Raw genomic sequence first — 23,938 nt, 5'->3', positions numbered from 1 at the left:
AGGCACGACCTCGATCACACCGGGACCAATTCGTTTCCGGGCCGTGTGAAGACACCCACGGCCCCGCTACAAGGAGTTAACAAGTGGCACGCGTCAAGCGGGCAGTCAACGCCCACAAGAAGCGCCGGGCAATCCTCGAGGCGGCCAAGGGCTACCGCGGGCAGCGCTCGCGCCTGTACCGCAAGGCCAAGGAGCAGGTCACCCACTCCCTGGTCTACAACTACAACGACCGCAAGAAGCGCAAGGGCGACTTCCGTCAGCTGTGGATCCAGCGCATCAACGCCGCTGCCCGCCAGAACGGCATGACGTACAACCGCCTCATCCAGGGTCTGAAGGCCGCCAACATCGAGGTGGACCGCAAGATCCTGGCCGAGCTCGCGGTCAACGACGCCAACGCGTTCGCCTCCCTTGTCGAGGTCGCTCAGAAGGCCCTCCCGAGCGACGTCAACGCCCCGAAGGCCGCCTGATCCAGGCACCCCCTTCCAGGTACGCGAACCGGACCCGCAGGCGCACGCCGCCTGCGGGTCCGGTGCGTTGATCCGTCGACGACATCCGTACACCGCCACAGCCACAGCCGTACGCAGAGAGGCTCGCCGCCGACCATGGGCACCCCCGAACTGATCTCCCCGCGTTCTCCCCGTGTCGCCGCCGCCCGCCGGCTGGCCCGCCGCAACTTCCGCGGCAAGGAGCGCAGGTTCATCGCCGAGGGGCCCCAGGCCGTACGCGAGGCCGCCGCCCACCGGGGCGTCGACGGGGAGCCGACCCTCATCGAGCTGTTCGCCACCCCCGAGGCCGCCGACCGGTACGCCGACATCGTCGAGGCCGCCCACACGGCGGGCGCCCGGGTGCACCTGGCCGGCGACGACGTCCTCGCCGACGTCTCGCAGACCGTCACCCCGCAGGGACTCATCGGCGTCTGCCGCTTCCTGGACACCCCGTTCCAGGAGATCCTCGCCGCGAAGCCCGCACTCGTGGCGGTTCTGGCCAACGTACGGGACCCCGGGAACGCCGGGACGGTACTGCGCTGCGCCGACGCGGCGGGAGCGGACGCGGTGATCCTGACCGACGCCTCGGTCGACCTCTACAACCCCAAGTCCGTACGGGCCTCGGCCGGTTCGCTGTACCACCTGCCCGTCGCCGTCGGCGTCCCCGTCGAGCAGGCCGTGCAGGGCCTCCGGGACGCCGGGGTGCGCATCCTCGCCGCCGACGGGGCCGGGGCCGAAGACCTGGACGACGAGCTGGACGCGGGCACCATGGGCACCCCCACCGCCTGGGTCTTCGGCAACGAGGCCTGGGGGCTTCCCGAGGAGACCCGCGCGCTCGCCGACGCCGTCGTCCGCGTCCCCATCCACGGCAAGGCGGAGAGCCTCAACCTCGCCACCGCCGCCGCCGTCTGCCTGTACGCCTCAGCCCGCGCGCAGCGGCCGCGGCGCGCCCCCGACGCGTAAACCCGCGCCTCTCCGACGGCCCGTCAGCACACGATCCCGGCCATTCCCGCGCCCCTCCCACCGGCGCACTCCCCTCCGCGCCCCCACAGGGTGTCGCCGGTTCACCGACGACTAGTAGGGTGACGAACTCGGGGGCCCACTGCACCGGTTCGAGAGGTGGGGATACGGGAAGATGGCTGTCGGCATGAGCTCGCCGCGACCGGCGCACACCACCGCACCACGCGCTGCGGAAGAGGAGCCGGCCGGGTCGGCGGCCGGTCCGGACGGCCTCGGCGCCGGCCCCGGCCAGGACGCCCACGGTATCGACCCGGACGACCTTCCCGACGGTCTCGTGGTCGCCGACGCGAGCGGGCACGTCATCTGCTTCAACGCCGCCGCCGCCCGTATCACCGCCACCCCCCGCGCCGACGCGATCGGCCGCCCCCTGCAGAGCGCCCTCCCGCTGGAGGACCTCAAGGGGAAGCGCTGGTGGACGCTGACCGACCCGTACGGCGGTCTCACCACCCGTAACGGCCAGCCCGAGCGCAACCTGCTGCTGCCCGGCGGCCGTGAGGTCCTGGTCTCCGCCCGCTACGTACGCGAGCATCCGCTCGGCCCGGTGCGCCGGGTCGTGGTCTCGCTGCGGGGGACCGAGGCCCGCCGGCGTACCGAGCGCAGCCACGCCGAGCTGATCGCCACCGTCGCCCACGAGCTGCGCTCCCCGCTGACCTCCGTCAAAGGGTTCACCGCCACCCTGCTCGCCAAGTGGGAGAGGTTCACCGACGACCAGAAGCGGCTGATGCTGGAGACCGTCGACGCCGACGCCGGCCGGGTCACCCGGCTCATCGCCGAGCTGCTCGACATCTCCCGGATCGACTCCGGCCGGCTGGAGCTGCGCCGCCAGCCCGTCGACGTCTCCGCCGCCGTGGCCCGGCACATCCAGGCGCTCATCACGGGCGGCCAGGCCCCCGAGCGCTTCCGGGTCCGGGCCAGGGGACCGCTGCCGGCCCTGTGGGCCGACCCCGACAAGGTCGACCAGGTCCTCGGGAACCTCCTGGAAAACGCGGTGCGCCACGGCGAGGGAACCGTCACCATTGAGATCGCCCCCGCACCCGCGCCGGGTGCCTGCGACGAGATGGGAACGGCTGTCACCGTGAGCGACGAAGGCCCCGGCATCCCCGAGGAGTCGATGGGCCGCGTCTTCACCCGCTTCTGGCGGGGGAGCAAGCGCGGCGGCACGGGCCTTGGCCTCTACATCGTCAAGGGCATCGTCGAGGCCCACGGCGGCACCATCACCGTCGACCGGGGGCCCGGCGGCGGGGCCGAGTTCCGATTTATCCTGCCTGTGAGCATGCCCGCCTACCTGGCGTGAGCAGCCCACAGGCTCCCCGACCGTCCTGCGGCCCTTAGACTCGACCTTTGGCACCTTTGCGTCCTCCAGTCGTCGAGCGGGGTCGCGCCACCAGCCAATCGGAAGCACGGGAAGAGATGTCGGCACCGAACAAGTCGTACGACCCAGTCGAGGTCGAGGCACTGAAACCGGAAGAGATCGAGCGCCTGCGGGACGAGGCGTTCGCCGCCTTCGCCGCCGCCGGTGACCTCGACGCGCTCGCCCAGGCGAAGACCGCGCACACCGGAGGTACCTCGCCGCTGTCCCTCGCCAACCGCGAGATCGGCGCCCTGCCCCCGCAGGCCAAGGCCGAGGCGGGCAAGCGCGTGGGCCAGGCCCGCGGCGCCGTCTCCAAGGCGCTCGCCGCCCGCCAGGCGGAGCTGGAGGCCGAACGGGACGCCCGGGTGCTCGTCGAGGAGGCGGTGGACGTCACGCTGCCCTACGACCGCGTCCCGGCCGGCGCCCGCCACCCCCTGACGACCATCATGGAGCGCGTCGCGGACGTCTTCGTGGCCATGGGCTACGAGATCGCCGAGGGCCCCGAGGCCGAGGCGGAGTGGTTCAACTTCGACGCCCTGAACTTCGTGCCCGACCACCCGGCCCGCCAGATGCAGGACACCTTCTTCGTGCAGGGCACCACGCCCGACGGGAAGGCGACCGAGGGCGACGAGTCCGGCGTCGTACTGCGTACGCACACCTCGCCGGTCCAGGCCCGCTCGCTCCTGGAGCGCAAGCCCCCCGTCTACGTGGTCTGCCCCGGCCGGGTCTACCGCACCGACGAGCTGGACGCCACGCACACCCCGGTCTTCCACCAGATCGAGCTGCTCGCCGTCGACGAGGGCCTCACCATGGCCGACCTCAAGGGCACCCTGGACCACATGGTCCAGGCGCTCTTCGGGCCGGACATGAAGACCCGGCTGCGGCCGAACTTCTTCCCGTTCACCGAGCCGTCCGCCGAGATGGACATGGTCTGCTACGTCTGCCGCGGCGAGTCCGTCGGCAATCCGGACCGCCCCTGCCGCACCTGCGGCAGCGAGGGCTGGATCGAGCTCGGCGGCTGCGGCATGGTCAACCCCAAGGTGCTCACCGCCTGCGGTGTCGACCCCCAGAAGTACAGCGGATTCGCCTTCGGGTTCGGCATCGAACGGATGCTGATGTTCCGCCACAACGTCGAAGACATGCGAGACATGGTCGAGGGTGACGTCCGGTTCACCCGGCCGTTCGGGATGGAGATCTGATGCGCGTCCCGCTTTCCTGGCTGCGGGAGTACGTCGACCTGCCGGCGACGGAGACCGGCCGTGACGTACAGGCCAAGCTCGTCTCCGTCGGGCTCGAGGTCGAGACCGTCGAGCAGATCGGTGCGGGCCTCAAGGGCCCCCTGGTCGTCGGACAGGTCCTGACCATCGAGGAGCTGGAGGGCTTCAAGAAGCCCATCCGCTTCTGCACGGTCGACGTCGGCTCCGCCAACGGCACCGGCGAACCGCAGGAGATCGTCTGCGGCGCCCGTAACTTCTCGGTCGGCGACAAGGTCGTCGTGGTCCTCCCGGGCGCGGTCCTGCCCGGCGACTTCGCGATCGCCGCCCGCAAGACGTACGGCAAGACCTCGCACGGCATGATCTGCTCCACCGACGAGCTGGGCATGGGCGACGACGGAACGCACGGCATCATCGTGCTGCCGCCGGAGCACGAGGTCGGCACCGACGCGATCGAGCTGCTCCAGCTCGTCGACGAGGTCCTCGACATCGCCGTCACCCCGGACCGGGGCTACTGCCTGTCCATGCGCGGTGTCGCCCGCGAGACCGCCATCGCGTACGGGCTGCCGCTGCGCGACCCGGCACTCCTGGACGTGCCCGCGCCGAACGCGTACGGCTACCCGGTCAAGATCTCCGACCCGGTTCGCTGCGACCGGTTCACCGCGCGCACGGTCACCGGTCTCCAGCCGGAGGCCCGCTCCCCGATCTGGATGCGGCGTCGCCTCCAGAAGGCCGGGATGCGGCCCATCTCGCTGGCCGTCGACATCACCAACTACGTGATGCTGGAGCTCGGCCAGCCCCTGCACGCCTACGACCGCACCCGGGTCGAGGGAGCGATCGGCGTGCGCCGCGCCACACAGGGCGAGAAGCTCACCACGCTGGACGGCACCGTCCGCGTGCTGGACGCCGAGGACCTCGTCATCACCGACGACCGCGGGCCGATCGGCCTCGCGGGCGTCATGGGCGGCGCCGACACCGAGATCGCCGACGCGGACGGCGAGCACGCCCTCACCACCGAGGTCGTCATCGAGGCCGCGCACTTCGACGCGATCTCGATCGCCCGCACCGCGCGCCGCCACAAACTGTCCTCCGAGGCGTCCAAGCGCTTCGAGCGCGGCGTCGACCCGCGGGCCGCCGCAGCGGCGGCGCAGCGCACGGTGGACCTGCTGGTCCTCCTGGCGGGCGGCACCGCCGAGGCCGGGGTCACCGAGATCACCTCGCCCTCCGCGCCGCGCACCATCGCGATGCCCGCCGACCACCCGGACAAGGTCGCCGGTGTGGGGTACGGCCGCGAGACCGTCGTCCGCCGCCTCCAGCAGGTCGGCTGCGACGTCTACGGGCAGGACGAGCTGATCGTCACCGTCCCGTCCTGGCGGCCCGACCTGAACGAGCCGAACGACCTGGCCGAAGAGGTCATCCGGCTGGAGGGCTACGAGAACCTGCCCTCCACCCTGCCGACGCCCCCCTCCGGGCGCGGTCTCACCGACCGGCAGCGGCTGCACCGCCGCATCGGCCGGGTGCTGGCCGGAGCCGGCTACGTCGAGGCGCTGAGCTACCCGTTCATCGGCGACGCGGTCCTGGACCAGCTCGGCCTGGAGGCGGACGACGCCCGCCGCCGCACCGTCAAGCTGGTCAACCCGATCTCCGACGAGGAGCCGGCGCTGCGCACCACGCTGCTGCCGGGCCTCCTCGGCGCACTGCGGCGCAACGACGGCCGCGGCAGCCACGACCTGGCGCTCTTCGAGACCGGCCTGGTCTTCCGGCCGACCGGCGAGGAGAAGCAGGCGGTCCGCCTGCCCGTCGACCGCCGGCCCACCGACGAGGAGATCGCCGGTCTGAACGCGGCCCTGCCGCGTCAGCCGCGCCGCGCCGCCGTCGTCCTCGCGGGCGCCCGCGAGCAGGCCGGCTGGTGGGGCAAGGGCACCCCGGCGACCTGGGCGGACGCCGTCGAGGCGGCCCGCTCGATCGCCGCGGAGGCCGGTGTGGAGGTCATTGTCCGCGCCGACCAGCACGCCCCGTGGCACCCGGGCCGCTGCGCCGCGCTGTACGTCACCGTGAACGGCGAGGAGACCCTTTTCGGACACGCGGGCGAGCTGCACCCGCGCGTGATCAAGGCGCTCCACCTGCCCGAGCGGACCTGCGCCGCCGAGGTCGAGCTCGACGTCCTGGAGCAGGCCGTCGACGGAGCGCTCCAGGCACCCCGGATCTCCACCTTCCCGGTGGCGACCCAGGACGTCGCCCTCGTCGTCGCCGAGGACGTCCCGGCCGCCGACGTGGAGCGGGCGCTGCGCGAGGGCGCGGGTGAACTCCTCGAATCGCTGAGGCTGTTCGACGTCTTCACCGGCGAGCAGATCGGCGGGGGCAACAAGTCCCTGGCGTACGCGCTGCGCTTCCGCGCCGCCGACCGCACCCTGACCGTCGAGGAGGCCTCGGCCGCCCGCGACAGCGCGGTGGCCCTGGCCGCCGAGCGCACGGGCGCGGTGCTGCGCGGGGCGTAGCACCTGCGCCACGTCGAGAAGGGGCGTATCCGGCCACCGGATACGCCCCTTCTCCTGTCCCCGCCGAGCGACGGAGGGACCACACGCCGGACCCGGAGCGGAACCGGGAGGAATGCGGTTCCGGCCTCCGTTCCGCAGCCACCCTCCTTCGTCGTCGGTCAGTGGGCCGTGCGGTCCGGGCGCCGTCCGCGCTGCCTCGGAGTGTCGGGCAGGTCAGCAGCGTGGACGGCGCGGGTGCGGGTCGTGGGCCGTTTACGAGGGGGAGCCGACGACCCGGGCCGCCTCTTGCGAGGGAGCTCATTCAACCGAGCCCGGGACCCGCGCGGCAGAGCGCACAGCAGGAGGGTTCGGGCATTCCGTTCACACCCCGTGTGAATCGTGCTCCACTAGGCTCATTGCGACACGCACCTGGGGGGACGATGGAGCCCAATGTCCTGCTCGAAGCCTTGATCGAGGAGGCCGGTGTGTCCCGTGCGGGCCTCGCCGGACACGTCAACCGGGCGGGCCTGACCCGCGGGCTGAGCCTGCGGTACGAACACACGGCGGTCTCCCGCTGGCTCAAGGGCCAGCGTCCGCGCGGGCAGGTGCCCGACCTGATCTGCGAGGTGCTGGCCGGCCGGCTGGGGCGGCCCGTCGGGCTCGACGACGTGGGGATGGGCGCCATCGCCGCGTCGGAGACGGACGCCGGCGCCGAGGGCGCCTCCCTCTCCGGGTTCGTCGAGCGGGCCACCGCCCTGTGGCGCTCCGACGAACAGCAGCGTCCGCACCTGGCCACCGTGCCCGCCGTCACCGGCACCCCGGCGGTGATGCCGGTCTGGGAGTGGGAGAACCCCCCGGAGGACACCGACGTCTCACGGCCGGGGCCGGGCCGGGTGAGCGCGGCCGACATAGCGATGCTCAAGGCGGCCCGCGACCACTACGAGCAGATGTACCGCAAGACGGGCGGCATCGCGACCAGGTCCCGGATCGTCCGCTTCCTCAACGCGGAGGCCGCGCCGCTGCTGCGCGGCGGTCACAGCGACGCGCTCGGCCGGAGCCTGCACCGGGCGACCGCCGGGCTGGTGGCGGTGGCGGGCATCTGCGCCTACGACTCCGACGCCCACGGACTCGCCCAGCGCTACTTCCACCAGGCGCTGCGGCTCGCCAAGTCCAGCGGGGACCGGGGGCTCGGCGGCTATGTGATCGCCCTGCTGGTCACCCAGTCGCTGTTCCTCGGCGACCACCGCCGTTCCATCGCCTTCGCCGAGGCCGCGCTGCGGGCCGCCGGTGGCCACATCACCCCGGCGCTCGCCGCCGACCTGCACGCCATGCAGGCCAAGGCGTACGCCCGGCTCGGCGACGCGGCGAGCGCCCGGGCCTGCATCGGGCGGGCCGAGGCCCAGGCAGGCCGGATCCACACCGGCCGGGAGCCCGACGAGACGGGGTACGTCCAGCCGGGCCTCGTCGACGTCCAGGTGGCGGAGGCGCTGCTCGGTCTCGGGGATCTGCCGGCCGCCCGGGAGCACGCGGCCTCCGCGGTGCGCGCCCCGGCGCACGACCGGGGGCGCGTCCACCGTCTCGCGATGCTCAGTCATATCGAGCTGCTGCAGGGCGAGGCGGACCGCGCGGCCGGTACAGCTGCCGAGATGGCGATGAGAGCCCGGGGGATGGAGTCCCAGCGGCTGCGCGACCGGCTGCGGGAGGTCCGGCGCGAACTGGCCGCGAGCGGCTGCGCCGACGCGGTGGGGACCACCGACCTCATCGACGAGGCGCTCCGCGTGCCTCTGTGAGCTCCACCGACGCCCCGTCGTTCGTTCCCCCCGGCAGTCGAGCCTGCTGGCATGTTGACCCCAACATGTCGAAAGGCGGCACAACCGTGCAATGGACGAACTTAAACGAACAGAATGTGTATCAGAACCCGTGGTTCCGGGTGAATCTGGCGGACGTCCAGCTCCCCGACGGCAGCCATCTCGACCACTTCGTCATCCGGCTGCGCCCCGTCGCGGCCGCCACCGTCGTCAACGAGGCGAACGAGGTGCTGCTGCTCTGGCGGCACCGGTTCATCACCGACAGCTGGGGGTGGGAGCTGGCCGCGGGCGTCGTCGAGGACGGCGAGGACATCGCGGCGGCGGCGGCCCGCGAGATGGAGGAGGAGACCGGCTGGCGCCCCGGCGAACTGCGCCCGCTGCTCACCGTGGAACCGTCGAACGGCCTCACCGACGCCCGCCATCACCTGTACTGGTCCGACGAGGCGCACTGGACCGGGCACCCCAGGGACGCCTTCGAGTCCTCACGCCGCGAGTGGATACCGCTCAAGGTGGTCCCGGACATGATCGCCCGGGGTGAGGTGCCCGCCGCGAACATGGCGGCCGCCCTGCTGATGCTGCACCACCTGAGACTGGGCTGACCCATGAATGGGGTGCCGCGCATGTGAACGAAGTGCTGTCCAAGGCCTTCCCCGAGGCCTACGCCAGTGGGCAGCTGAAGGTGTATCACGTGCCCGGCAACGGTATGAGTGGAATGAGTTCATGGCTGAAGTGATCGCAATGCTGGAAGAGCTCAGGGACATCACCCCGGTGGCCGCCGGGAGCGCGGCGGCGTGCTTCGGGGCCCAGGAGTGGGCGCCCAGAGGTAAGCCACGCGACGGCGTGGAGACGTCGTGGCACAAGGACGGCGTCCGGGGCTGGATCCAGACGTTCCGCACTGGTGCGGTCCGCGTCTCGTTCGCCGTCTGGATCCGCGACGTCGACGAATCGGGCTACTTCGACGACCTGGATGCCGTCTACGAGCAAGGGAAGCAGGTGCTGGCCGGCTTCCTCCCCGAGATCGAGGAGTCCCCGCTCGCCAGCCTCCTCATCGAGGCCGAGCAGACGGAGGCGGACCGGGACGAGTTCATCGCGGTGAAGAAGTGGACCCTTGGCGCCCGGACCCTGACTGCCGGTGTGATCCAGCAGGACACCGACCTTCCAGTGATGGTCGTGGTGGCGCTGGAGGAGCCCGGGGCCGCCTGACTGAGCCCGTACGCCAGGCCGCCCGCGTCTCCATCCGATGCCGGGCGGGCCCTGGCGTACGCGAATCATGGTGGCGAGACCGGGCGCCCCTCCAACCACACCGTGCAGACACGAGCCCTGCACGTCTGTCTACGCTGGCGCAACGCCAACGCCCGCCACCGCGACGTCCTGGCCGCCGAACGCAAGGAGCGCGCCCGCAGCCGAAGCGAGAAGGACATCCGTTGGGGCGGACGCCCCCTCAACACCGCAGCCTGACCAACCGCGAACTTACACAGCCACAGCGCATCACCGGTGCGCTCGTGGCCAAGCGCGGACGACCGAAGCTCTGTGAAGATGATATCGGCTGGGCAGACCCGGAGCCCCGAACGGGGCCGGTTCAGGAGAAGGGCGGCGCCAGAGGAGAATGACTCAGGAGGCGGATGGCTTGATCTCCCCCGCGAAGACGATGACCTGGTCGATGAGGCTCCGCCGCAGATGGACGGCGTCCGTTCCCGCCAGGCGGGGGCCTCCATCCGGCGTCGTGAAGACCCACTGGTACCGGGCCCACTCGTCCGGCATGTCCACCGCCGAACAGCGCACCATCGTGCCGGTCCCTGCGGGGTGGCGCCGGATGTCCAGCACGAACCGCTCGACCGCCTCGATGCCCTCACTGCGGCCCAACGGTCCCCAGAAGACCACGTCCGAGGTGAGGGCCTGGGAGAGCAGCGATGTCACATAGCTGTCGGCCGAAGCGTTGAACGCGGAGATGAACGTGTCGATCGCGGACCGCGCGGTCTCTTCCTGCTTCTCCTGCATGCACCAGTAATACCAGTCGCCTCGCCGACCGCGCTCGTCCCGTGAGCCGTCTCCCGACCACGGTGAACCATCCCGGTCACAGCACTAGACGAGGCTTCGCCGCTGCGGACCGATGCGAAGGCGTTGCATACGATCAACCGGAGCATGGCGTCGTCGGGCGGGAGAACGCCAGGGACGGCGTCGGAGAGTCGGACGGCATAGCTGCAGCCTGCGGGCGGATACGGGTGCGGGCGCAGGCCATCCAGACAGGGGGCTTTGGCATCACCTACGAGTAGGACGTCATCTTTCGCTATCGGGAGATATAAGGGCTCGGTGCCCCGTGCCAGCTGATGCGGAGGGTGTCGCGGGCGCGGGTGGCCGGCCGGAGACGGGGCGCCGTACGCGGACGGGACCGGCGAGCACGCCGTTCGCTACATCCCGGGGCCCTGGGCCGGCATCCGGCCGTGGCCCTCGGGGTTGGCTGAGCAGGTCGGACGTAAGCCAACCTCGCTGAGCCGGGCGCAGGTGCTGGCGGTGGCCCGGACTGGGGCAGCAACGGCGAGCTGGACCGAGACACTCGTCGCCAGCTACGTCTGGGGACAGGGTGACATCGGCTACGGGGCCCACCGGCTGGATGCCCCAGCGCCGGTTGAGGCGGCGCTGGCACAGGCTGTTGCGCTGCTGGCGGCCAATGGCCCCGGCGAGCTACCGCAGGCTGAGCGGCGCGATCGCAGGCCTTGGACCGGCGTTCTTACCAAGTTCCTCTACTTCGCCGGCGGCGCCGTAGCGGATGCGCCGGGGCCGCGCCCGCTCATCCTCGACCGGCGCATAGCTCGTGTCCTGCGCGCCTACACGACACGACTGGGGGGAGGAAATCCAGCTTGAGGAACCCGCGAAGCTCGCTGCCTGGCTGTGGAGCGACGGTGGGTGGACCCCGCACCGCTACGACGTCTACCTGAGATGGACACACGGCGCCACCAGGCAGCTGGCCGGGTCCACGCACTGGCCGCTCGCTCCCGACCTACTGGAATTGGCACTGTTCAGCGGCGCATGGACCCCGTAGAAGGCTCACCTCGGGCCGTCCTCCGATTCGGCGGCACCGCGTCCGCTGCGCCTTTGGGCCCAGCCCGTGACCAAAACTCCGGACCGTCACAAAGCAGTGTTCGGCTGGCTGGCCAGCTTGCACCCTGACCGAGTGTGCTGAAGGCGGACTCGTGCGACGACGCGAACCTGGACTTCGCGACCGGGTACGAGGGCCAGACGGTCGCGTTCAAGGGTTCGATCAGGCACATGGCGCGCCATGGTGACTACGAGACCCGCTACGACTTCCTTCTGGGCCCAGGCGACGAGGGGGCGAACACGACGATCGGCCCGGCCTTCAAGTACGAGGACGTCAACACCGGGAACCTGAACCTGACCGGCAAGAAGATCCCCGCCACCGTCGGCGTGGGCGACAAGTTCCGCTTCATCGCTGAGGTGCGCGAATTCAACGCGGCCCAGTGCCTCTTCTTCCTTCATCCGGTCTCAACGGAAGTCCGGTAGCCAAGATGGGCAGCCGCGTCAGCACGGGGCAGTGTTCCCGGCCGGTTAGCGCCTTCGTCGGCATCGTCCTGACGGCCTGCACTCTCGGCCACTTTCCTTTTCCTGGCCGCTGGTAGCCGGCCCGCATCAGGTCGGGGCAAACTCGACCCGCCGACGCTGACGCGCATACTGCTGCGCGGCTGGTCCGATCACCCGCCTCAGGATATCCAGCCCGAGCACGTCCCTGCGGCACACGGCGCGCATGTTCTTCCCGTAACGCGGACCACGTCGACTCTGTGAGCCAACGAGCAAACGAGCCGCCGAACTGCAGGGAGCGCGGACCTCTCTGGACGTGCCGACATAGGACAACATGAGCGCCCCTAACCAGTGCCTTCTGACCAGGCGAAACGACATCTGGCGGCACTCCCGGGCACGGTGTGTCGGGATCGCTCGCGTACTCGCGATCCGTAGGGCCCGGGTCCGAGTCGCCAGGGACTTTTCAGGGACTTTCAGCTCTGTCGGAGGGACATCCGAGGGATTTTTCGCAGTACAAGCACGGAAGGCTGCGACAGCGCTGAAAGGCCCAGGGCTTCGGGCCCGCGCATCCGTGCCGTCGCCCCGTAGCGCTCCGGCGAGGTGTCGGGTCGGCAGTGGCAGACGAGGTTCTTCGGGCCGCACACGGTCCTGACCTCGGAGAACGTGCTCCGGCGTGCCCGGCGGCGTGAGCGCCGGGCCCGCCAGTAGGACGCTCAGTAGGCGTAGAAGCCCGAGCCGGTCTTCCGGCCGAGGCGGCCCGCGTCGACCATGCGCTGGAGCAGCGGGGGAGCGGCGTACAGCGGCTCCTTGTACTCGGCGTACATCGAGTCCGCGACCGAGGCCACGGTGTCCAGGCCGATCAGGTCGGCGAGCTTCAGCGGCCCCATCGGGTGGGCGCAGCCCATCTCCATGCCGTTGTCGATGTCCTCGCGGCTGGCGATGCCCGACTCGAACATCCGGATCGCGGAGAGGAGGTACGGGATCAGGAGCGCGTTCACGACGAAGCCGGACCGGTCCTGGGCGCGGATCGGGTGCTTGCCGAGCACGTCCTGCACGACGGCCTCGGAGCGCGCGATCGTCTCGTCCGACGTGGTCAGCGCGGGGATCAGCTCGACGAGCCTCTGGACCGGGGCCGGGTTGAAGAAGTGGATGCCGATGACCCGGTCCGGGCGCGAGGTGGCGACGGCCAGCTTCACCAGCGGGATCGAGGAGGTGTTGGAGGCCAGGATCGCGTCCTGCCGGGTCACCACCTGGTCGAGCACCTGGAAGATCTCGGTCTTGACCTGCTCGTTCTCGACGACGGCCTCGATGACGAGATCGCGGTCGGCGAACTCCCCGAGATCGGTCGTGAAGCTCAGGCGGCCGAGGGTCTCGTCCCGCTCCTCCGCGCTGATCTTGCCGCGCTCGGCGGCCTTCGAGAGGGAGTTGTGCAGACGGGTGCGGCCGATCTCCAGCGCTTCGCCGGTGGTCTCGGCGACCTTCACTTCGAGGCCGCTGCGCGCGCACACCTCCGCGATACCTGCGCCCATCTGGCCACAGCCCACCACTCCGACGCGTGCAATGTCGGCCATAGAGTCCGTCACCTCGTGCCTTTCACTGTTCTCCGTATCGCAGGGTCCCGTGTGGTTCCGGTGCCCGCCTCGACCCCACGACGTTACTCCGAATGCCGACGCGGACGTCCCGCGGGTCATGGTGGCTACGGATGGGAATGATGCGGTTACGTGGAGCCATCGGATTCGGGTGCGGGACGTGGTGGAGAGAGGTGGGCCAGGATGCGGCGTACGGGAGTGGCCAGGAGGGCCTTCGTGCTGAGCGCGGCAGGACTGCTGGCGGCGATGACGACGGCCGGTGGCGCGGTCGGCTCACCGGCGGGGAGGGGGAAGGGCGGCGGGCGGCCGGAGGCGGCGCCGGTGCAGCTGCGCGGCATGTGGGTCGCCACGGTCGCCAACATCGACTGGCCGTCCGTGCCGGGTCTCACGGCGGCACGGCAGGAGGCCGAGCTGTTCGCGTATCTGGACCGGGCGGTCGAGTCGCGGCTCAACGCGGTGGTCCTCCAGGTCCGGCCGACCGCCGATGCCCTGTGGCCCTCGCCGTACGAGCCGTGGGCCGCCTGCCTCACCGGGACCCAGGGCGAGGACCCGGGCTGGGATCCGCTCGGCACGGCGGTGCGCGCGGCGCACGACCGGAGCCTGGAGCTGCACGCCTGGTTCAACCCCTACCGGGTGGCTAACCACACGGACCCCAGCCGCCTCATCGCCTCCCACCCGGCCCGGCTGAACCCGGGCTGGGTCGTGCCGTACGGCGGGAAGCTCTATTACAACCCCGGGCTGCCGGAGGTCCGCCGCTTCGTCCAGGACGCGATGCTGGACGCCGTGCGCCGCTATGACATCGACGCGGTGCACTGGGACGACTACTTCTACCCGTATCCGGTAGCCGGGCAGTCCTTCGACGACGACGCCGCGTTCGAGCGGTACGGCGGCGGCTTCGCCGGCCGGGCGGCCTGGCGGCGCGACAACATCGACCGCCTCGTGCGGGAGACGCGGCAGCGGATCCGGCGGATCAAGCCGCACGTCCGCTTCGGCATCAGCCCCTTCGCGGTCTGGCGCAACGCGGAGACGGACCCGCTGGGTTCGGACACCCGGGCGGGTGTGCAGACCTACGACGACCTGCACGCCGACACCCGTAAATGGGTCAAGGAAGGGTGGATCGACTACATCTGCCCGCAGATCTACTGGCACATCGGCCAGCGGGCCGCCGACTACGCCAAGGTCCTCGCCTGGTGGAGCGAGACCGTCCGGGGCACAGGCGTCGGCCTGTACGTGGGGGAGGCGCTCTACAAAGCGGGCGACCCCGCCCAGCCGGCCCCCTGGCAGGACCCGGCGGAACTCTCCCGCCACCTCACCCTGGCCCGGGAGTACGAGGAGGTGGGCGGCCATGTCTTCTTCTCCGGGAAGAGCGTGCTGGCGGACCGGATCGGTGCGATGCGTCGGGTGGTGGCCGACCACTACACGGACCGCGTCCGGCTCTATCCGGACCGTGGCCGCACCTACCCGCACCGAGGCCGCCCTTCGGGGTGAGCCGGGGCCGGGGCCGGTCTCCGGAGGGTGAGGGGCGGGGGCCGGGGCCCTGGCGTGCGGCCCCGGCCCGGCGCTCCTACCGCGGCTGCCCCTCCTTCGGCGTCTCCATGTGCTGGACGACGCTGTCGGGGCCCGGTGACATCAGGTGTTCGTGGCCGTCCTCGAAGCGGATCCGGTACGGGGGAGCGCCCCCGTCGCCGAGTACTTCGATGATCTCGGCAACCCGGTCGTGCTGTCCCACGGTCCTGCCGTGCATCAGCAGCCGGTCGCCCGTGTGTGCCTCCATCGGGAGCGACCTCCTCACAGGGGAGACGGTGATCCGTATCGACAAGTCTATGACCGTACGGGCCGGGACACCCGCGCTGCGCGGCGACCGGCCCGCTGGGTGGCGGCGATGCAGACCAGGACGGCCACCGCCGCGACCGGAGCCGCGGCCGACATCTCCTCGCCGAGCAGGAGGAAGGACCACACGAGCGTCAGCAGCGGCTGGGCGAGCTGGAGCTGACTTGCCCGGGCGACACCGATCGCCGCCATGCCCCGGTACCAGACGTACAGCCCGAGGAAGGTCGACCCGGCGGCGACCCAGGCCAGGCCGAGGACGCCGCGGGCGTTGAGGTGCACGGGTTCGAGCGGCAGGGCCACCAGGCTGCCCGCCACCGCAAGCGGCAGGCACAGGACCAGCGCCCAGCCGATCACCTGCCAACCCGGCATCACCCGGGCCAGCCTGCCGCCCTCGGTGTACCCGGCCGCGCACACGAGCAGGGCGCCGAACAGATACAGGTCGCCGGAGGCGAGGGCCCCGCCGCTCTCCCGAACGGTGAAGGCGATCACCACGGCCGCCCCGGCGAGGGCGGCGATCCAGAACGTGCGCGAGGGCCGCTCGCCGGTGCGCAGGGTCCCCAGCACCGCCGTGGTCAGCGGCAGCAGGCCCACGACCACGGCCGCGTGAGAGGTGGTGGACGTCTGCAGGGCCAGCGTCGTCAGCAGCGGGAAACCCACCACCACCCCGCCTCCGACGACCGCGAGACCGGCCCAGTGCCGGCGTTCGGGCAGCGGCACCCGCGCGGCCAGCAGCACGCTGCCCGCGATCAGGGCGGCGAGCACGCTGCGCAGGGCGACCAGGGACCAGGGGCCGAAGCTCTCCAGACCCCAGGCCGTGGCCGGGAAGGTGAGCGAGAACGCCACGACGCCGAGCCCGGCGAGCACGGCGCCGCTCCGGCCGGCCGACGGCCCCGGCACGGGCCCGCTCGCCGACCCGCTCCCGGCCGCCGTGGTGATCGCCGCAGTTGCCCGCGGAGTGACCGCCGGATCGACGACCGCTATCGATGAAGCCGTGGTAGCGCTATTCTGTGCTCTCATGCAAGAGCGTAGCAGCGTCACCGAACTGGTCACTTCCCTGCGAGTCGAGCTCAACCGCTACTCACCTGGTGGAAAGCTGCCGTCCAGTCGCGCACTCGTCGAACGGTTCCGGGTCAGCCCGGTCACCGTCTCCCGCGCCATCGCCCAGCTCGCCGCCGAAGGGCTCGTCACCACCCGCCCCGGCTCCGGTGCCTTCCGGGCGCACCCCCGCGCCGCACTGCCCGCCCCGGGCGACACGTCCTGGCAGGAGGTGTCGCTGAGCGGCGACGGAGGACCCGAGGTGGTGCCCCGTACGGTCGACGCCTCCGGGGTGCTGGTCACGCTCGCCGCACCGCCGCCCGGCGTCATCGAGTTCAACGGCGGCTATCTCCACGCCTCGCTGCAGCCCGAGCGGGCGCTCTCCGCGGCCCTGGCCCGCGCGGGCCGCCGGCCGGGCGCCTGGGGCCGCCCCCCGACGGACGGGCTGCCCGAACTGCGGTCCTGGTTCGCCCGCGAGATCGGCCCCGCCGTCTCCGGCACCGACGTCCTGATCACCGCGGGCGGCCAGAGCGCGCTGGCCACCGCCCTGCGCGCGCTCGCCCCGCCCGGAGCCCCGGTCCTCGTGGAGTCGCCGACCTACCCCGGGATGCTCGCCGCCGCCCGCGCCACCGGGCTGCGCCCCGTCCCCGTGCCGATGGACGCCGACGGGGTCCGCCCCGAACTGCTCGCCGACGCGTTCCGGGCCACCGGTGCCCGGGTCTTCGTCACCCAGCCGCTCTTCCAGAACCCCACCGGGGCCACCCTCGCACCCGCCCGCCGCCCCGAGATCCTCGCCATCGCCCGGGCGGCCGGGGCGTTCGTGGTCGAGGACGACTTCGCCCGCCGGCTCGTCCACGAAGACGCCGGACCGCTCCCCGCGCCGCTGGCCGCCGAGGATCCCGACGGCGTCGTCGTCCACGTCTGCTCGCTGACCAAGGTCACCTCGCCCAGCCTCCGCGTCGGCGCGCTGGCCGCCCGCGGCCCGGTGCTGGAGCGCCTGCGGGCCATCCAGGTCGTCGACAGCTTCTTCGTACCCCGGCCGCTCCAGGAAGCCGCGCTGGAACTCGTCGGCTCCCCGTCCTGGGGCCGCCACCTGGCCGCCGTCTCCACCGAGCTGGGGCACCGCCGTACTGCCATGGCGGCCGCCCTGAGCAGCGAGCTGCCGGAACTCACGCTTCCGCTCCTCCCGGCGGGCGGCGGCAGCCTCTGGCTCCGGCTCCCGGGCAGCGGCGCGGGAACGGGCACCGACGAGCCGGCCGTCGTCTCGGTCGCCCTGCGCGCCTCGGTCGCCATCGCCCCCGGCCGCCCCTACTTCTGCGCCGAACCCCCGGCCGGGCACGTCCGCCTGAGCTTCGCGGCGGTCTCCGGAGCGCCGGAGATCGCGGAGGGCGTCCGCCGCCTCCGTACCGCCTTCGACGGGCTGCTGGGCCGCCGGAGCGTGTCCGGTGGATCATGACCGGCATCGCGAGCCCTCTTGACCAAACAGGCGTTCGGCCCCACGATCCCGCCATGACGCTTCGGGTCTCCCTGGTCGCAGCGGCGCGCAGCTCCTCACGGCTGGCCGAACGCTTCGACGACGACCGGCCGCTCGATCAGGCCGGCTGGCACGAGGTGCAGCTCGTCGCCCACACGCTCGTCCCGCTCGGCGCCGCCGAGCTGCGCTACTGCTCGCCGACCCCCCGCAGCCGCGCCACCGGGGACGCCCTCGGCTTCGCGCCGATGGCGCAACCGGCCCTGCGCGACTGCGACATGGGCCGCTGGAGAGGGCTGACCCTGGGCGAGGTCACCGCCCGGGAACCGGCCGCCGTGGACCGCTGGGTCGCCGACCCGTCCAGCGCCCCGCACGGCGGCGAGTCGATGCTCGGCTTCATCGGGCGGGTGGGCGGCTGGCTGGACACCCGCCCGGCCGCCGACGGCCTCATCGTCGCGGTCGCCGAACCCGCCGTGATCCGGGCGGCCCTCGTCTACGCCCTGAACGCCCCGCCGTCCGCGTACTGGAACGTCGACGTCCGCCCGCTTTCCACCATCACGCTGACCGGCCTGCCGGGCCGCTGGAGCCTGAGCCTGGAGGCGGGCATCCGTTGACCCGCGCGGCGCCGCCCACCCCTTCCCTCCGGTCCGACCAGTCGGTACGTTGCGGGGGCATCCGGTTCCGCCGCCGGACGCGCGCCCGCGACGAGGGAGGCCCCGTGCCGGAGATCCACGGCCACTGCGACGACCGGTACTCCCAGGTCCGGGAGGCCTTCGAGGAGAACTTCGCGGACCGCGGCGAACTGGGCGCGGCGGTGACCGTCCTGGTCGACGGCGAAGCGGTGGTGGACCTCTGGGGCGGCTGGGCCGACGCCGCCCGCACCCGCCCCTGGAAGCGGGACACCCTGGTCAACGTCTGGTCCACCGGAAAGGGCCCGACCGCGCTCTGCGCCCATGTCCTGGCCGACCGGGGACTGCTCGACCTCGACGCCCCGGTAGCCGTCTACTGGCCCGAGTTCGCCGCGAACGGCAAGGAATCCGTCCTCGTACGCCACCTCCTCTCGCACCGCTCCGGAGTGGCCGGGCCCGACACCCCGCTCACCCTGGACGAGCTGTACGACTGGGAGACGGCCTGTGCCCGGCTCGCCGCCACCGCACCCTGGTGGGAGCCGGGCACCCGCTCCGGCTACCACGCGATCAGTTTCGGATTCCTCGTCGGTGAAGTGGTCCGTCGGATCACCGGGCTGATGCCCGGGGCGTTCCTCCGGCAGGAGATCACCGGCCCGCTGGGGATCGACTTCACCTTCGGCCTCCCGGAGAGCGAGACCCACCGGCTCGCCGAACTCGTCCAGGAACGCCCCGACCGGGCCGCCCAGGCAGCCCTCCTGAACCGGATGACACCGGTCACCGTCGCCTCCCTGCTCAATCCGCCCACCGGCCGGGCCGCCGCGAACACCCCCGCCTGGCGGGCCGCGGAGATCCCCGCCGCCAACGGCCACGGCACGGCCCGCGCGGTCGCCGCTCTCTACGGGATCCTGGCCGGACGCGGCAGTCTCGACGGCCACCGGATCCTCTCCGAGAAGGCCGCCGCCCGCGTCGGCGAAGGGCAGGGAGCCTGCCGCGACCTCGTCCTCGGCGACGGCTTCGCCCACGAGACGGAGATCGGCCTCGGTCTCTGGCTGAGCGGCGCGAACCGCTCCTACGGCCCCGACCCGCGCACGCTCGGCCACGACGGCGCGGGCGGCTCCTGCGGCCTGGCCGACCCGGATGCCTCAATCGCACTCGGCTACGTCATGAACCGGATGGGCTCCGGGCTCGCCGACGACCCACGCAAGACGGCCCTGGTGAACGCCGTCTACGCGGCCCACCGGGAGGCCGCCCGGGGGTGACCGGGACAGGGCATCCGTCGTACCGACCCAACCCGGGTTTCACCTGCGGTTGCCAGGAATGTGAGGATGTCACCATGACAACCAAGGTCTACTTCGACATCACCATCGACGACGCGCCCGCAGGGCGGATCACGTTCAACCTGTTCGACGACGTCGTCCCCAAGACGGCGGAGAACTTCCGCGCGCTCGCCACCGGCGAGAAGGGCTTCGGCTACGCCGGCTCGTCCTTCCACCGCGTCATCACGGACTTCATGCTCCAGGGCGGCGACTTCACCCGCGGTGACGGCACCGGCGGCAAGAGCATCTACGGCGAGAAGTTCGCCGACGAGAACTTCAAGCTCAAGCACGACCGTGTCGGCCTGCTCTCGATGGCCAACGCAGGACCGAACACCAACGGCTCGCAGTTCTTCGTCACCACGGTGCTCACCCCGTGGCTGGACGGCAAGCACGTGGTCTTCGGCGAGGTCGCCGACGAGGACAGCATGACCCTGGTCCGCAAGATCGAGGCGCTCGGCTCCCCCAGCGGCAAGACCCGCGCCAAGGTCACCATCGCCGAGTCCGGCGCTCTCTGACCGGTCCGACAGCCCCACGGGCCCGTGGCAGGGCCGTTCCACCGACGTTCGCGTCGGCGGGGCGGACCGGCCGCGGGCCCGTGGCACGGGCGGACATCGTGCGGGCCGGGACCGCTTCGGCCGAGGACGGACGCACGATGGCCGAGGCCCGGGGGACGGGCTTCGGCCATCGGCATCGCACTACGGAGCGCGGGGAAGATCCCGGTGCCCCGGGGCGGGAGTCAGGCGCGCTGGTCGCCGGAGTGCGCGGCCCGCTCGGCGTTGCGCTCCTTGATACGAGCGGTCTCCTTGCGTACCTCGGCCTGCGTGGCACGCTCCTTCTGGAGCCACTCGGGCATCTCGTCCTTCAGCGCGTCGATCTGCTCGGTGGTGAGCGCCTCGGTCACCCCGCCGCGGGCGAGCCCCGCGATGGAGATTCCGAGCTTCGCGGCGACGACCGGGCGCGGGTGCGGGCCGGTGCGGCGCAGCTCCACCAGCCAGGCGGGCGGGTCGGTCTGGAGGGCGTTGAGCTCGGTGCGGGAGACGGCACCCTCCTGGAAATCGGCGGGGGTGGCCTGGAGGTACACACCCAGCTTCTTCGCCGCCGTGGCGGGCTTCATGGTCTGGGCGGTCTTGTGCGACGTCATGGGTCCAGGGTATCGACCATGGGACATACCTCCGACCACCGACCGGTAGCCTGGTTCCGTGACAGGCTCGGACATCCCCTCATCCTTCAGGCTCGCGTACGTTCCCGGCGTGACGCCCACCAAGTGGGTGAGGGTCTGGCACGAGCGGCTGCCCCGCACCTCCCTGGAGCTCGTCCAGGCCACCGCCGCCGAGGCACCGGAGCTGCTGGCGGGCGGCGGCGCCGACGCCGGTCTCCTACGGCTCCCGGTCGACCGGAACGTCCTGAGCGCGATCCCCCTCTACACCGAGACGACCGTCGTCGTGATCCCCAAGGACCACGTCGCGACCACCGCGGACGAGGTGTCGCTCGCCGAGCTGGCCGACGAGATCGTGCTGCACCCGCTGGACGACCTCCTCGACTGGGAGACCCTGCCCGGCCGCCCCGCCATCGAGCGCCCGGCGACCACGGCGGACGCGATCGAGCTGGTGGCGGCGGGCGTGGGCGTCCTCCTCGTCCCCCAGTCCCTGGCCCGCCTCCACCACCGCAAGGACCTCACCTACCGTCCGGTCCCGGGAGCCCCCGAGTCGCGCGTCGCGCTGTCCTGGCCCGAGGCGGAGGTCACCCCCGACCTGGTGGAGGAGTTCATCGGGATCGTCCGGGGGCGCACCGTCAACAGCACCCGGGGCCGCGCGGCCACCCCGCCGCGCCCGACGGCGAAGGCCAAGGAGAAGGCCAAGAGCAAGCGGGCCGGTACGGGCGGCGGTTCGGGCGGCGCCCGGAACAAGCCCGCGGCGGGCAGGAAGCCCCAGTCGGGCGGCCGGGCCGGCGGTCAGAGCGGCAAGCGCGGAAAGCCGCGGGGCCGGTAGCGCACCGGCCCCGCCCGGCCCTCGTACGCGCCGTGTCGCGCAGCCGCCCCGGAGCGCCACCCCACGGGGGTTGTCTCGTTGATGAGGCAACCGCCGTATGCAGGGGAGCGTCCGTCCGATGCCGAACATCCGCAGAAACCAGCACCGTGGCCTCGTCGGGATGCTGCTCATCGCCGTGGCCTTCGCCGGCCTCCAGCTGACGGCGATCACCGGACGTGCCTCGCCCGATACGAAGAACTACCTCTCCTACGCCCTGAGCCTCAGCGGCGAGAGCCGTCAGGACGCGGGCCGCCTGGCCATCGGCTACTCCTGTGCCAGCGGGCAGCAGGCGCCCCTGCACTCCATCCCCTGGACCAGCAGGAAGGCCGCGGGCGAATCGGAGGAGCAGTGCGTGCGCCGGCTGAACGACTCGGTCGCGTACTGGACCCGCCACGGCAACACCTCGGGGATGACCGCGCCGTTCGCCAACCAGCGGTTCATGGCCATCTTCGAGGCCAGGCCCGGCTATCCGCTGTTCCTGGTCCCCTTCCTGGCCGCCTTCGGCCCCACCTGGGGCCTCTGGCTCGCCGGGCTCGCCGCCGCCCTGGCCGGAAGCGTCTGCGTCCTGCTCACCCTCCGTATCGCGGGCGCTTCCCGGCGCGCCGGTCTGGCCGGGCAGGCCCTGTACCTCGCCCTGCCCACCGGCACCGTCGCCATGAACCCCCTGAGCGACGGCCTCTGTCTGGCGCTCGGCACGGCGGTCGTCCTCGGCTGCACCCTGCTGCTGCGGGACCGGCCCCGTGCGGGAGCGGCGCTCGTCGCGGGCGGCCTCGCCCTGATGTTCCTCGTCCGCTACTCGCAGGCCCTGCTGCTGGCAGCCGCTCTCGCGGGCGTCCTCCTGCTCCGGTCCGGGTGGCTCCGCCGGAAGCGGCGGCAACCCACCCCCGTACTCCGGGCGGCCGGACTGTGCGGTGTGCTGGCGGCGCTCATCTACGCCGGGGCGCATCTCCTGTCCTGGCCCATGGGCGAGGACAGCGCCCAGGACCTGCTGACCCACCACTACCAGCGCCCCGACCGGCCCGACCCCTGGCCCGAGTTCTTCGTCCAGGAGCGGGTCTTCTGGACGGCGTGGCTCCGGCGCCAGGCCACCTACCCGGTCCTTCCCGTCCTGCTCGGGCTCTCGGCCTGGGCGCTGCTGAGACGACGCTCCGTGGTGCTGCCCGTCGCCCTGGCGGCAGGGGCTGCAGGCCTCCTCAACCAGGCGGGCCACCCGAACCTGGACCAGCTCCTCGGCCACCGCCTCATCGTGTTCGTCTGGCTGCTGCCCGCCCTGGCGATTCCGCTGCTCCTGGACCGGCCGGCCGGCCCCGCTTCCGGGCGAGGTCCGTCACCCCACGTCGCGCAGCCGAAGAACGTACGCAGCGGTCAGCGCGACGGCGCGGTCCGCGTCGCCCAGCAGCTCCCCGAGCAGTGAAGAGCTTGTCACCGTGTCAAGGCCAACCCGGAGCGGCGGGTCCCCGGCTCACGGTCCGCGCCAGATGTTGGCGAAGGCCGTGTTCTCGATGGTCCGCCGCTGGCGTACGGCCTCCAGTTCCATCACCGCTTCGTGGACGGTCGCGACCACGGCCGTCACCGTCTCGTCGCCGAGGTGGGGTTCGTCCTGGCCGGGCGGTCCGCCGCCGATGCCGACGGCCGATGCGAGGGCGGCCAGTACGGGGTCGCCCTCCTCCCGGCGGGCGGCGGCGTGGCGGCGGCGGGGCGTATCGACCAGCTCCACGCGCTTGGGGCCGAAGGGCAGCCGGCCGCTTCTCTTCTGCGTGAGCTCGCCGTCCCCCTCCAGCGCGTCCTGGTAGGTGGCCGAGAGGTCGCGGCCGCGACGCCACAGCCAGTCCTCGACCCGCTCGTAGGGCGGTTGCCGGGTGATCAGCGCGGCGGCCTCGCGGAGCAGCCGGTCGCCCGGGACCGAGGACCCGCCCGGCACGACGAGGTCGCCGTCCACGGTGATGGCTCCCGCATCGACGAGATCGAGGAGTTCGGCTCCCGCGAGGGCGAGCGACAGGTCGCCCTGCCCCACGGTGTGTTCCGGCTCCGGGTCCATGGCGATGATGAACAGGTCTTTCGCCGTGGTCATGAACGGCTCCCCTCAGAGACATCGACAAGGCGGGTCCCCACCGGTCCGCCCCGGCCGGGAGCCGGTTCGGCGTCGGGCGAC

General features: G+C 72.0%; 23 protein-coding genes and 1 pseudogene. 18 read left to right on the top strand and 6 right to left on the bottom strand.

The features are described 5' to 3' along the window. Positions 1-83: 83 nt before the first annotated feature. The 9 genes and pseudogenes from rplT to IG90_RS41950 all read left to right on the top strand — a co-directional run. The gene (gene rplT, locus IG90_RS0115065; RefSeq protein WP_030583499.1) at positions 84-467 is read left to right on the top strand and encodes a 50S ribosomal protein L20; all 384 of its coding nucleotides are present in this window, start codon (positions 84-86) and stop codon (positions 465-467) included. A 135-nt stretch (positions 468-602) separates the two neighbouring features. Next, positions 603-1,448 carry a TrmH family RNA methyltransferase gene (locus IG90_RS0115060; RefSeq protein WP_030583496.1) on the top strand — a complete coding sequence of 282 codons (846 nt, stop codon included), beginning with the start codon at positions 603-605 and terminating at the stop codon, positions 1,446-1,448. 172 nt (positions 1,449-1,620) lie between these two features. Next, the gene (locus IG90_RS0115055) at positions 1,621-2,799 is read left to right on the top strand and encodes a sensor histidine kinase (RefSeq protein WP_030583492.1); all 1,179 of its coding nucleotides are present in this window, start codon (positions 1,621-1,623) and stop codon (positions 2,797-2,799) included. Between the two features lie 116 nt (positions 2,800-2,915). Beyond that, on the top strand, positions 2,916-4,055 hold the full coding sequence (pheS, locus tag IG90_RS0115050; protein ID WP_030583489.1) for a phenylalanine--tRNA ligase subunit alpha: 1,140 nt from the start codon (positions 2,916-2,918) through the stop codon (positions 4,053-4,055). Further along, positions 4,055-6,568, top strand: a complete 2,514-nt coding sequence (pheT, locus tag IG90_RS0115045) for a phenylalanine--tRNA ligase subunit beta (protein WP_030583487.1) — start codon at positions 4,055-4,057, stop codon at positions 6,566-6,568. The genes pheS and pheT overlap by 1 nt, the downstream gene beginning before the upstream one ends. Positions 6,569-6,987: 419 nt before the next feature. Next, positions 6,988-8,337 carry an NsdA family TPR-like regulatory protein gene (locus IG90_RS0115040; RefSeq protein ID WP_030583484.1) on the top strand — a complete coding sequence of 450 codons (1,350 nt, stop codon included), beginning with the start codon at positions 6,988-6,990 and terminating at the stop codon, positions 8,335-8,337. An 86-nt stretch (positions 8,338-8,423) separates the two neighbouring features. After that, positions 8,424-8,954, top strand: a complete 531-nt coding sequence (locus tag IG90_RS0115035) for an NUDIX domain-containing protein (RefSeq protein WP_030583481.1) — start codon at positions 8,424-8,426, stop codon at positions 8,952-8,954. Positions 8,955-9,075: 121 nt separating this feature from the next. Next, the gene (locus IG90_RS0115030; RefSeq protein WP_030583478.1) at positions 9,076-9,558 is read left to right on the top strand and encodes a hypothetical protein; all 483 of its coding nucleotides are present in this window, start codon (positions 9,076-9,078) and stop codon (positions 9,556-9,558) included. 93 nt (positions 9,559-9,651) lie between these two features. Then, positions 9,652-9,813, top strand: a pseudogene (locus IG90_RS41950) (IS630 family transposase); the annotation flags it as partial. 153 nt (positions 9,814-9,966) lie between these two features. Here the strand turns inward: IG90_RS41950 and IG90_RS0115025 are convergent. After that, the gene (locus IG90_RS0115025) at positions 9,967-10,353 is read right to left on the bottom strand and encodes a hypothetical protein (RefSeq protein ID WP_030583475.1); all 387 of its coding nucleotides are present in this window, start codon (positions 10,351-10,353) and stop codon (positions 9,967-9,969) included. 414 nt (positions 10,354-10,767) lie between these two features. Here IG90_RS0115025 and IG90_RS47090 point away from each other — a divergent pair, with 414 nt between their 5' ends. Next, on the top strand, positions 10,768-11,217 hold the full coding sequence (locus IG90_RS47090; protein ID WP_425338027.1) for an 8-oxoguanine DNA glycosylase OGG fold protein: 450 nt from the start codon (positions 10,768-10,770) through the stop codon (positions 11,215-11,217). 312 nt (positions 11,218-11,529) lie between these two features. Beyond that, positions 11,530-11,874: a DUF4839 domain-containing protein gene (locus tag IG90_RS0115020; RefSeq protein ID WP_078585329.1), complete on the top strand. Its 345-nt coding sequence runs from the start codon at positions 11,530-11,532 to the stop codon at positions 11,872-11,874. A 728-nt stretch (positions 11,875-12,602) separates the two neighbouring features. On the opposite strand, the gene IG90_RS0115015 is transcribed toward IG90_RS0115020, so the two are convergent. After that, positions 12,603-13,460 (bottom strand): 3-hydroxybutyryl-CoA dehydrogenase, encoded by an 858-nt coding sequence (locus IG90_RS0115015; protein ID WP_030583469.1) that lies wholly within the window; start codon positions 13,458-13,460, stop codon positions 12,603-12,605. A gap of 201 nt (positions 13,461-13,661) precedes the next feature. Here IG90_RS0115015 and IG90_RS0115010 point away from each other — a divergent pair, with 201 nt between their 5' ends. Continuing rightward, positions 13,662-14,966 carry a glycoside hydrolase family 10-like protein gene (locus IG90_RS0115010; protein ID WP_459170902.1) on the top strand — a complete coding sequence of 435 codons (1,305 nt, stop codon included), beginning with the start codon at positions 13,662-13,664 and terminating at the stop codon, positions 14,964-14,966. A 76-nt stretch (positions 14,967-15,042) separates the two neighbouring features. Here the strand turns inward: IG90_RS0115010 and IG90_RS0115005 are convergent, their stop codons facing one another. Continuing rightward, on the bottom strand, positions 15,043-15,252 hold the full coding sequence (locus tag IG90_RS0115005; protein WP_030583463.1) for a DUF1918 domain-containing protein: 210 nt from the start codon (positions 15,250-15,252) through the stop codon (positions 15,043-15,045). Positions 15,253-15,299: 47 nt separating this feature from the next. Next, positions 15,300-16,172, bottom strand: a complete 873-nt coding sequence (locus tag IG90_RS0115000) for a DMT family transporter (protein ID WP_033894252.1) — start codon at positions 16,170-16,172, stop codon at positions 15,300-15,302. A 151-nt stretch (positions 16,173-16,323) separates the two neighbouring features. On the opposite strand from IG90_RS0115000, the gene IG90_RS0114995 reads away from it, so the two are divergent. From IG90_RS0114995 to IG90_RS0114980, 4 genes are all read left to right on the top strand, one after another. Beyond that, positions 16,324-17,799, top strand: a complete 1,476-nt coding sequence (locus IG90_RS0114995; protein ID WP_030583456.1) for an aminotransferase-like domain-containing protein — start codon at positions 16,324-16,326, stop codon at positions 17,797-17,799. Between the two features lie 53 nt (positions 17,800-17,852). Further along, positions 17,853-18,428 (top strand): histidine phosphatase family protein, encoded by a 576-nt coding sequence (locus IG90_RS0114990; RefSeq protein WP_030583453.1) that lies wholly within the window; start codon positions 17,853-17,855, stop codon positions 18,426-18,428. A gap of 104 nt (positions 18,429-18,532) precedes the next feature. Then, positions 18,533-19,702, top strand: a complete 1,170-nt coding sequence (locus IG90_RS0114985; protein ID WP_030583449.1) for an EstA family serine hydrolase — start codon at positions 18,533-18,535, stop codon at positions 19,700-19,702. Between the two features lie 74 nt (positions 19,703-19,776). Beyond that, positions 19,777-20,274 carry a peptidylprolyl isomerase gene (locus tag IG90_RS0114980; RefSeq protein ID WP_030583446.1) on the top strand — a complete coding sequence of 166 codons (498 nt, stop codon included), beginning with the start codon at positions 19,777-19,779 and terminating at the stop codon, positions 20,272-20,274. 221 nt (positions 20,275-20,495) lie between these two features. On the opposite strand, the gene IG90_RS0114975 is transcribed toward IG90_RS0114980, so the two are convergent. Then, on the bottom strand, positions 20,496-20,900 hold the full coding sequence (locus IG90_RS0114975) for a DUF5997 family protein (protein ID WP_030583442.1): 405 nt from the start codon (positions 20,898-20,900) through the stop codon (positions 20,496-20,498). A 58-nt stretch (positions 20,901-20,958) separates the two neighbouring features. Between IG90_RS0114975 and IG90_RS0114970 the strand changes: the two genes are divergently transcribed. Both IG90_RS0114970 and IG90_RS0114965 read left to right on the top strand, forming a co-directional pair. Further along, positions 20,959-21,747 (top strand): LysR family transcriptional regulator substrate-binding protein, encoded by a 789-nt coding sequence (locus IG90_RS0114970; RefSeq protein WP_030583439.1) that lies wholly within the window; start codon positions 20,959-20,961, stop codon positions 21,745-21,747. Between the two features lie 118 nt (positions 21,748-21,865). Then, positions 21,866-23,200: a glycosyltransferase family 39 protein gene (locus IG90_RS0114965; RefSeq protein WP_030583435.1), complete on the top strand. Its 1,335-nt coding sequence runs from the start codon at positions 21,866-21,868 to the stop codon at positions 23,198-23,200. Between the two features lie 48 nt (positions 23,201-23,248). Here IG90_RS0114965 and IG90_RS0114960 read toward each other — a convergent pair whose 3' ends face one another. Beyond that, entirely contained in the window at positions 23,249-23,857 is a 609-nt protein-coding gene (locus IG90_RS0114960; RefSeq protein ID WP_030583432.1) for a GOLPH3/VPS74 family protein, read from the bottom strand. Positions 23,858-23,938 lie beyond the last annotated feature (81 nt).

This window comes from Streptomyces anulatus (assembly GCF_000721175.1).
Lineage (GTDB): Bacteria > Actinomycetota > Actinomycetes > Streptomycetales > Streptomycetaceae > Streptomyces > Streptomyces anulatus_C.
The sequence above is the reverse complement of the archived record's forward strand: the minus strand, read 5'-3'. Positions and strand labels throughout refer to the sequence as shown.

Coding starts and splice junctions, on each gene's coding strand:
- pheS (WP_030583489.1), top strand. CDS start 2,916: ATGTCGGCACCGAACAAGTCGTACGACCCAGTCGAGGTCGAGGCACTG.
- IG90_RS0115025 (WP_030583475.1), bottom strand. CDS start 10,353: ATGCAGGAGAAGCAGGAAGAGACCGCGCGGTCCGCGATCGACACGTTC.
- IG90_RS0114995 (WP_030583456.1), top strand. CDS start 16,324: ATGCAAGAGCGTAGCAGCGTCACCGAACTGGTCACTTCCCTGCGAGTC.
- IG90_RS0115040 (WP_030583484.1), top strand. CDS start 6,988: ATGGAGCCCAATGTCCTGCTCGAAGCCTTGATCGAGGAGGCCGGTGTG.
- IG90_RS0114975 (WP_030583442.1), bottom strand. CDS start 20,900: ATGACGTCGCACAAGACCGCCCAGACCATGAAGCCCGCCACGGCGGCG.
- IG90_RS0114980 (WP_030583446.1), top strand. CDS start 19,777: ATGACAACCAAGGTCTACTTCGACATCACCATCGACGACGCGCCCGCA.
- IG90_RS0114990 (WP_030583453.1), top strand. CDS start 17,853: ATGACGCTTCGGGTCTCCCTGGTCGCAGCGGCGCGCAGCTCCTCACGG.
- IG90_RS0114965 (WP_030583435.1), top strand. CDS start 21,866: ATGCCGAACATCCGCAGAAACCAGCACCGTGGCCTCGTCGGGATGCTG.
- IG90_RS0115055 (WP_030583492.1), top strand. CDS start 1,621: ATGGCTGTCGGCATGAGCTCGCCGCGACCGGCGCACACCACCGCACCA.
- IG90_RS0115010 (WP_459170902.1), top strand. CDS start 13,662: ATGCGGCGTACGGGAGTGGCCAGGAGGGCCTTCGTGCTGAGCGCGGCA.
- IG90_RS0115005 (WP_030583463.1), bottom strand. CDS start 15,252: ATGGAGGCACACACGGGCGACCGGCTGCTGATGCACGGCAGGACCGTG.
- pheT (WP_030583487.1), top strand. CDS start 4,055: ATGCGCGTCCCGCTTTCCTGGCTGCGGGAGTACGTCGACCTGCCGGCG.
- IG90_RS0115015 (WP_030583469.1), bottom strand. CDS start 13,460: ATGGCCGACATTGCACGCGTCGGAGTGGTGGGCTGTGGCCAGATGGGC.
- IG90_RS0115060 (WP_030583496.1), top strand. CDS start 603: ATGGGCACCCCCGAACTGATCTCCCCGCGTTCTCCCCGTGTCGCCGCC.
- IG90_RS0114960 (WP_030583432.1), bottom strand. CDS start 23,857: ATGACCACGGCGAAAGACCTGTTCATCATCGCCATGGACCCGGAGCCG.
- IG90_RS0115030 (WP_030583478.1), top strand. CDS start 9,076: ATGGCTGAAGTGATCGCAATGCTGGAAGAGCTCAGGGACATCACCCCG.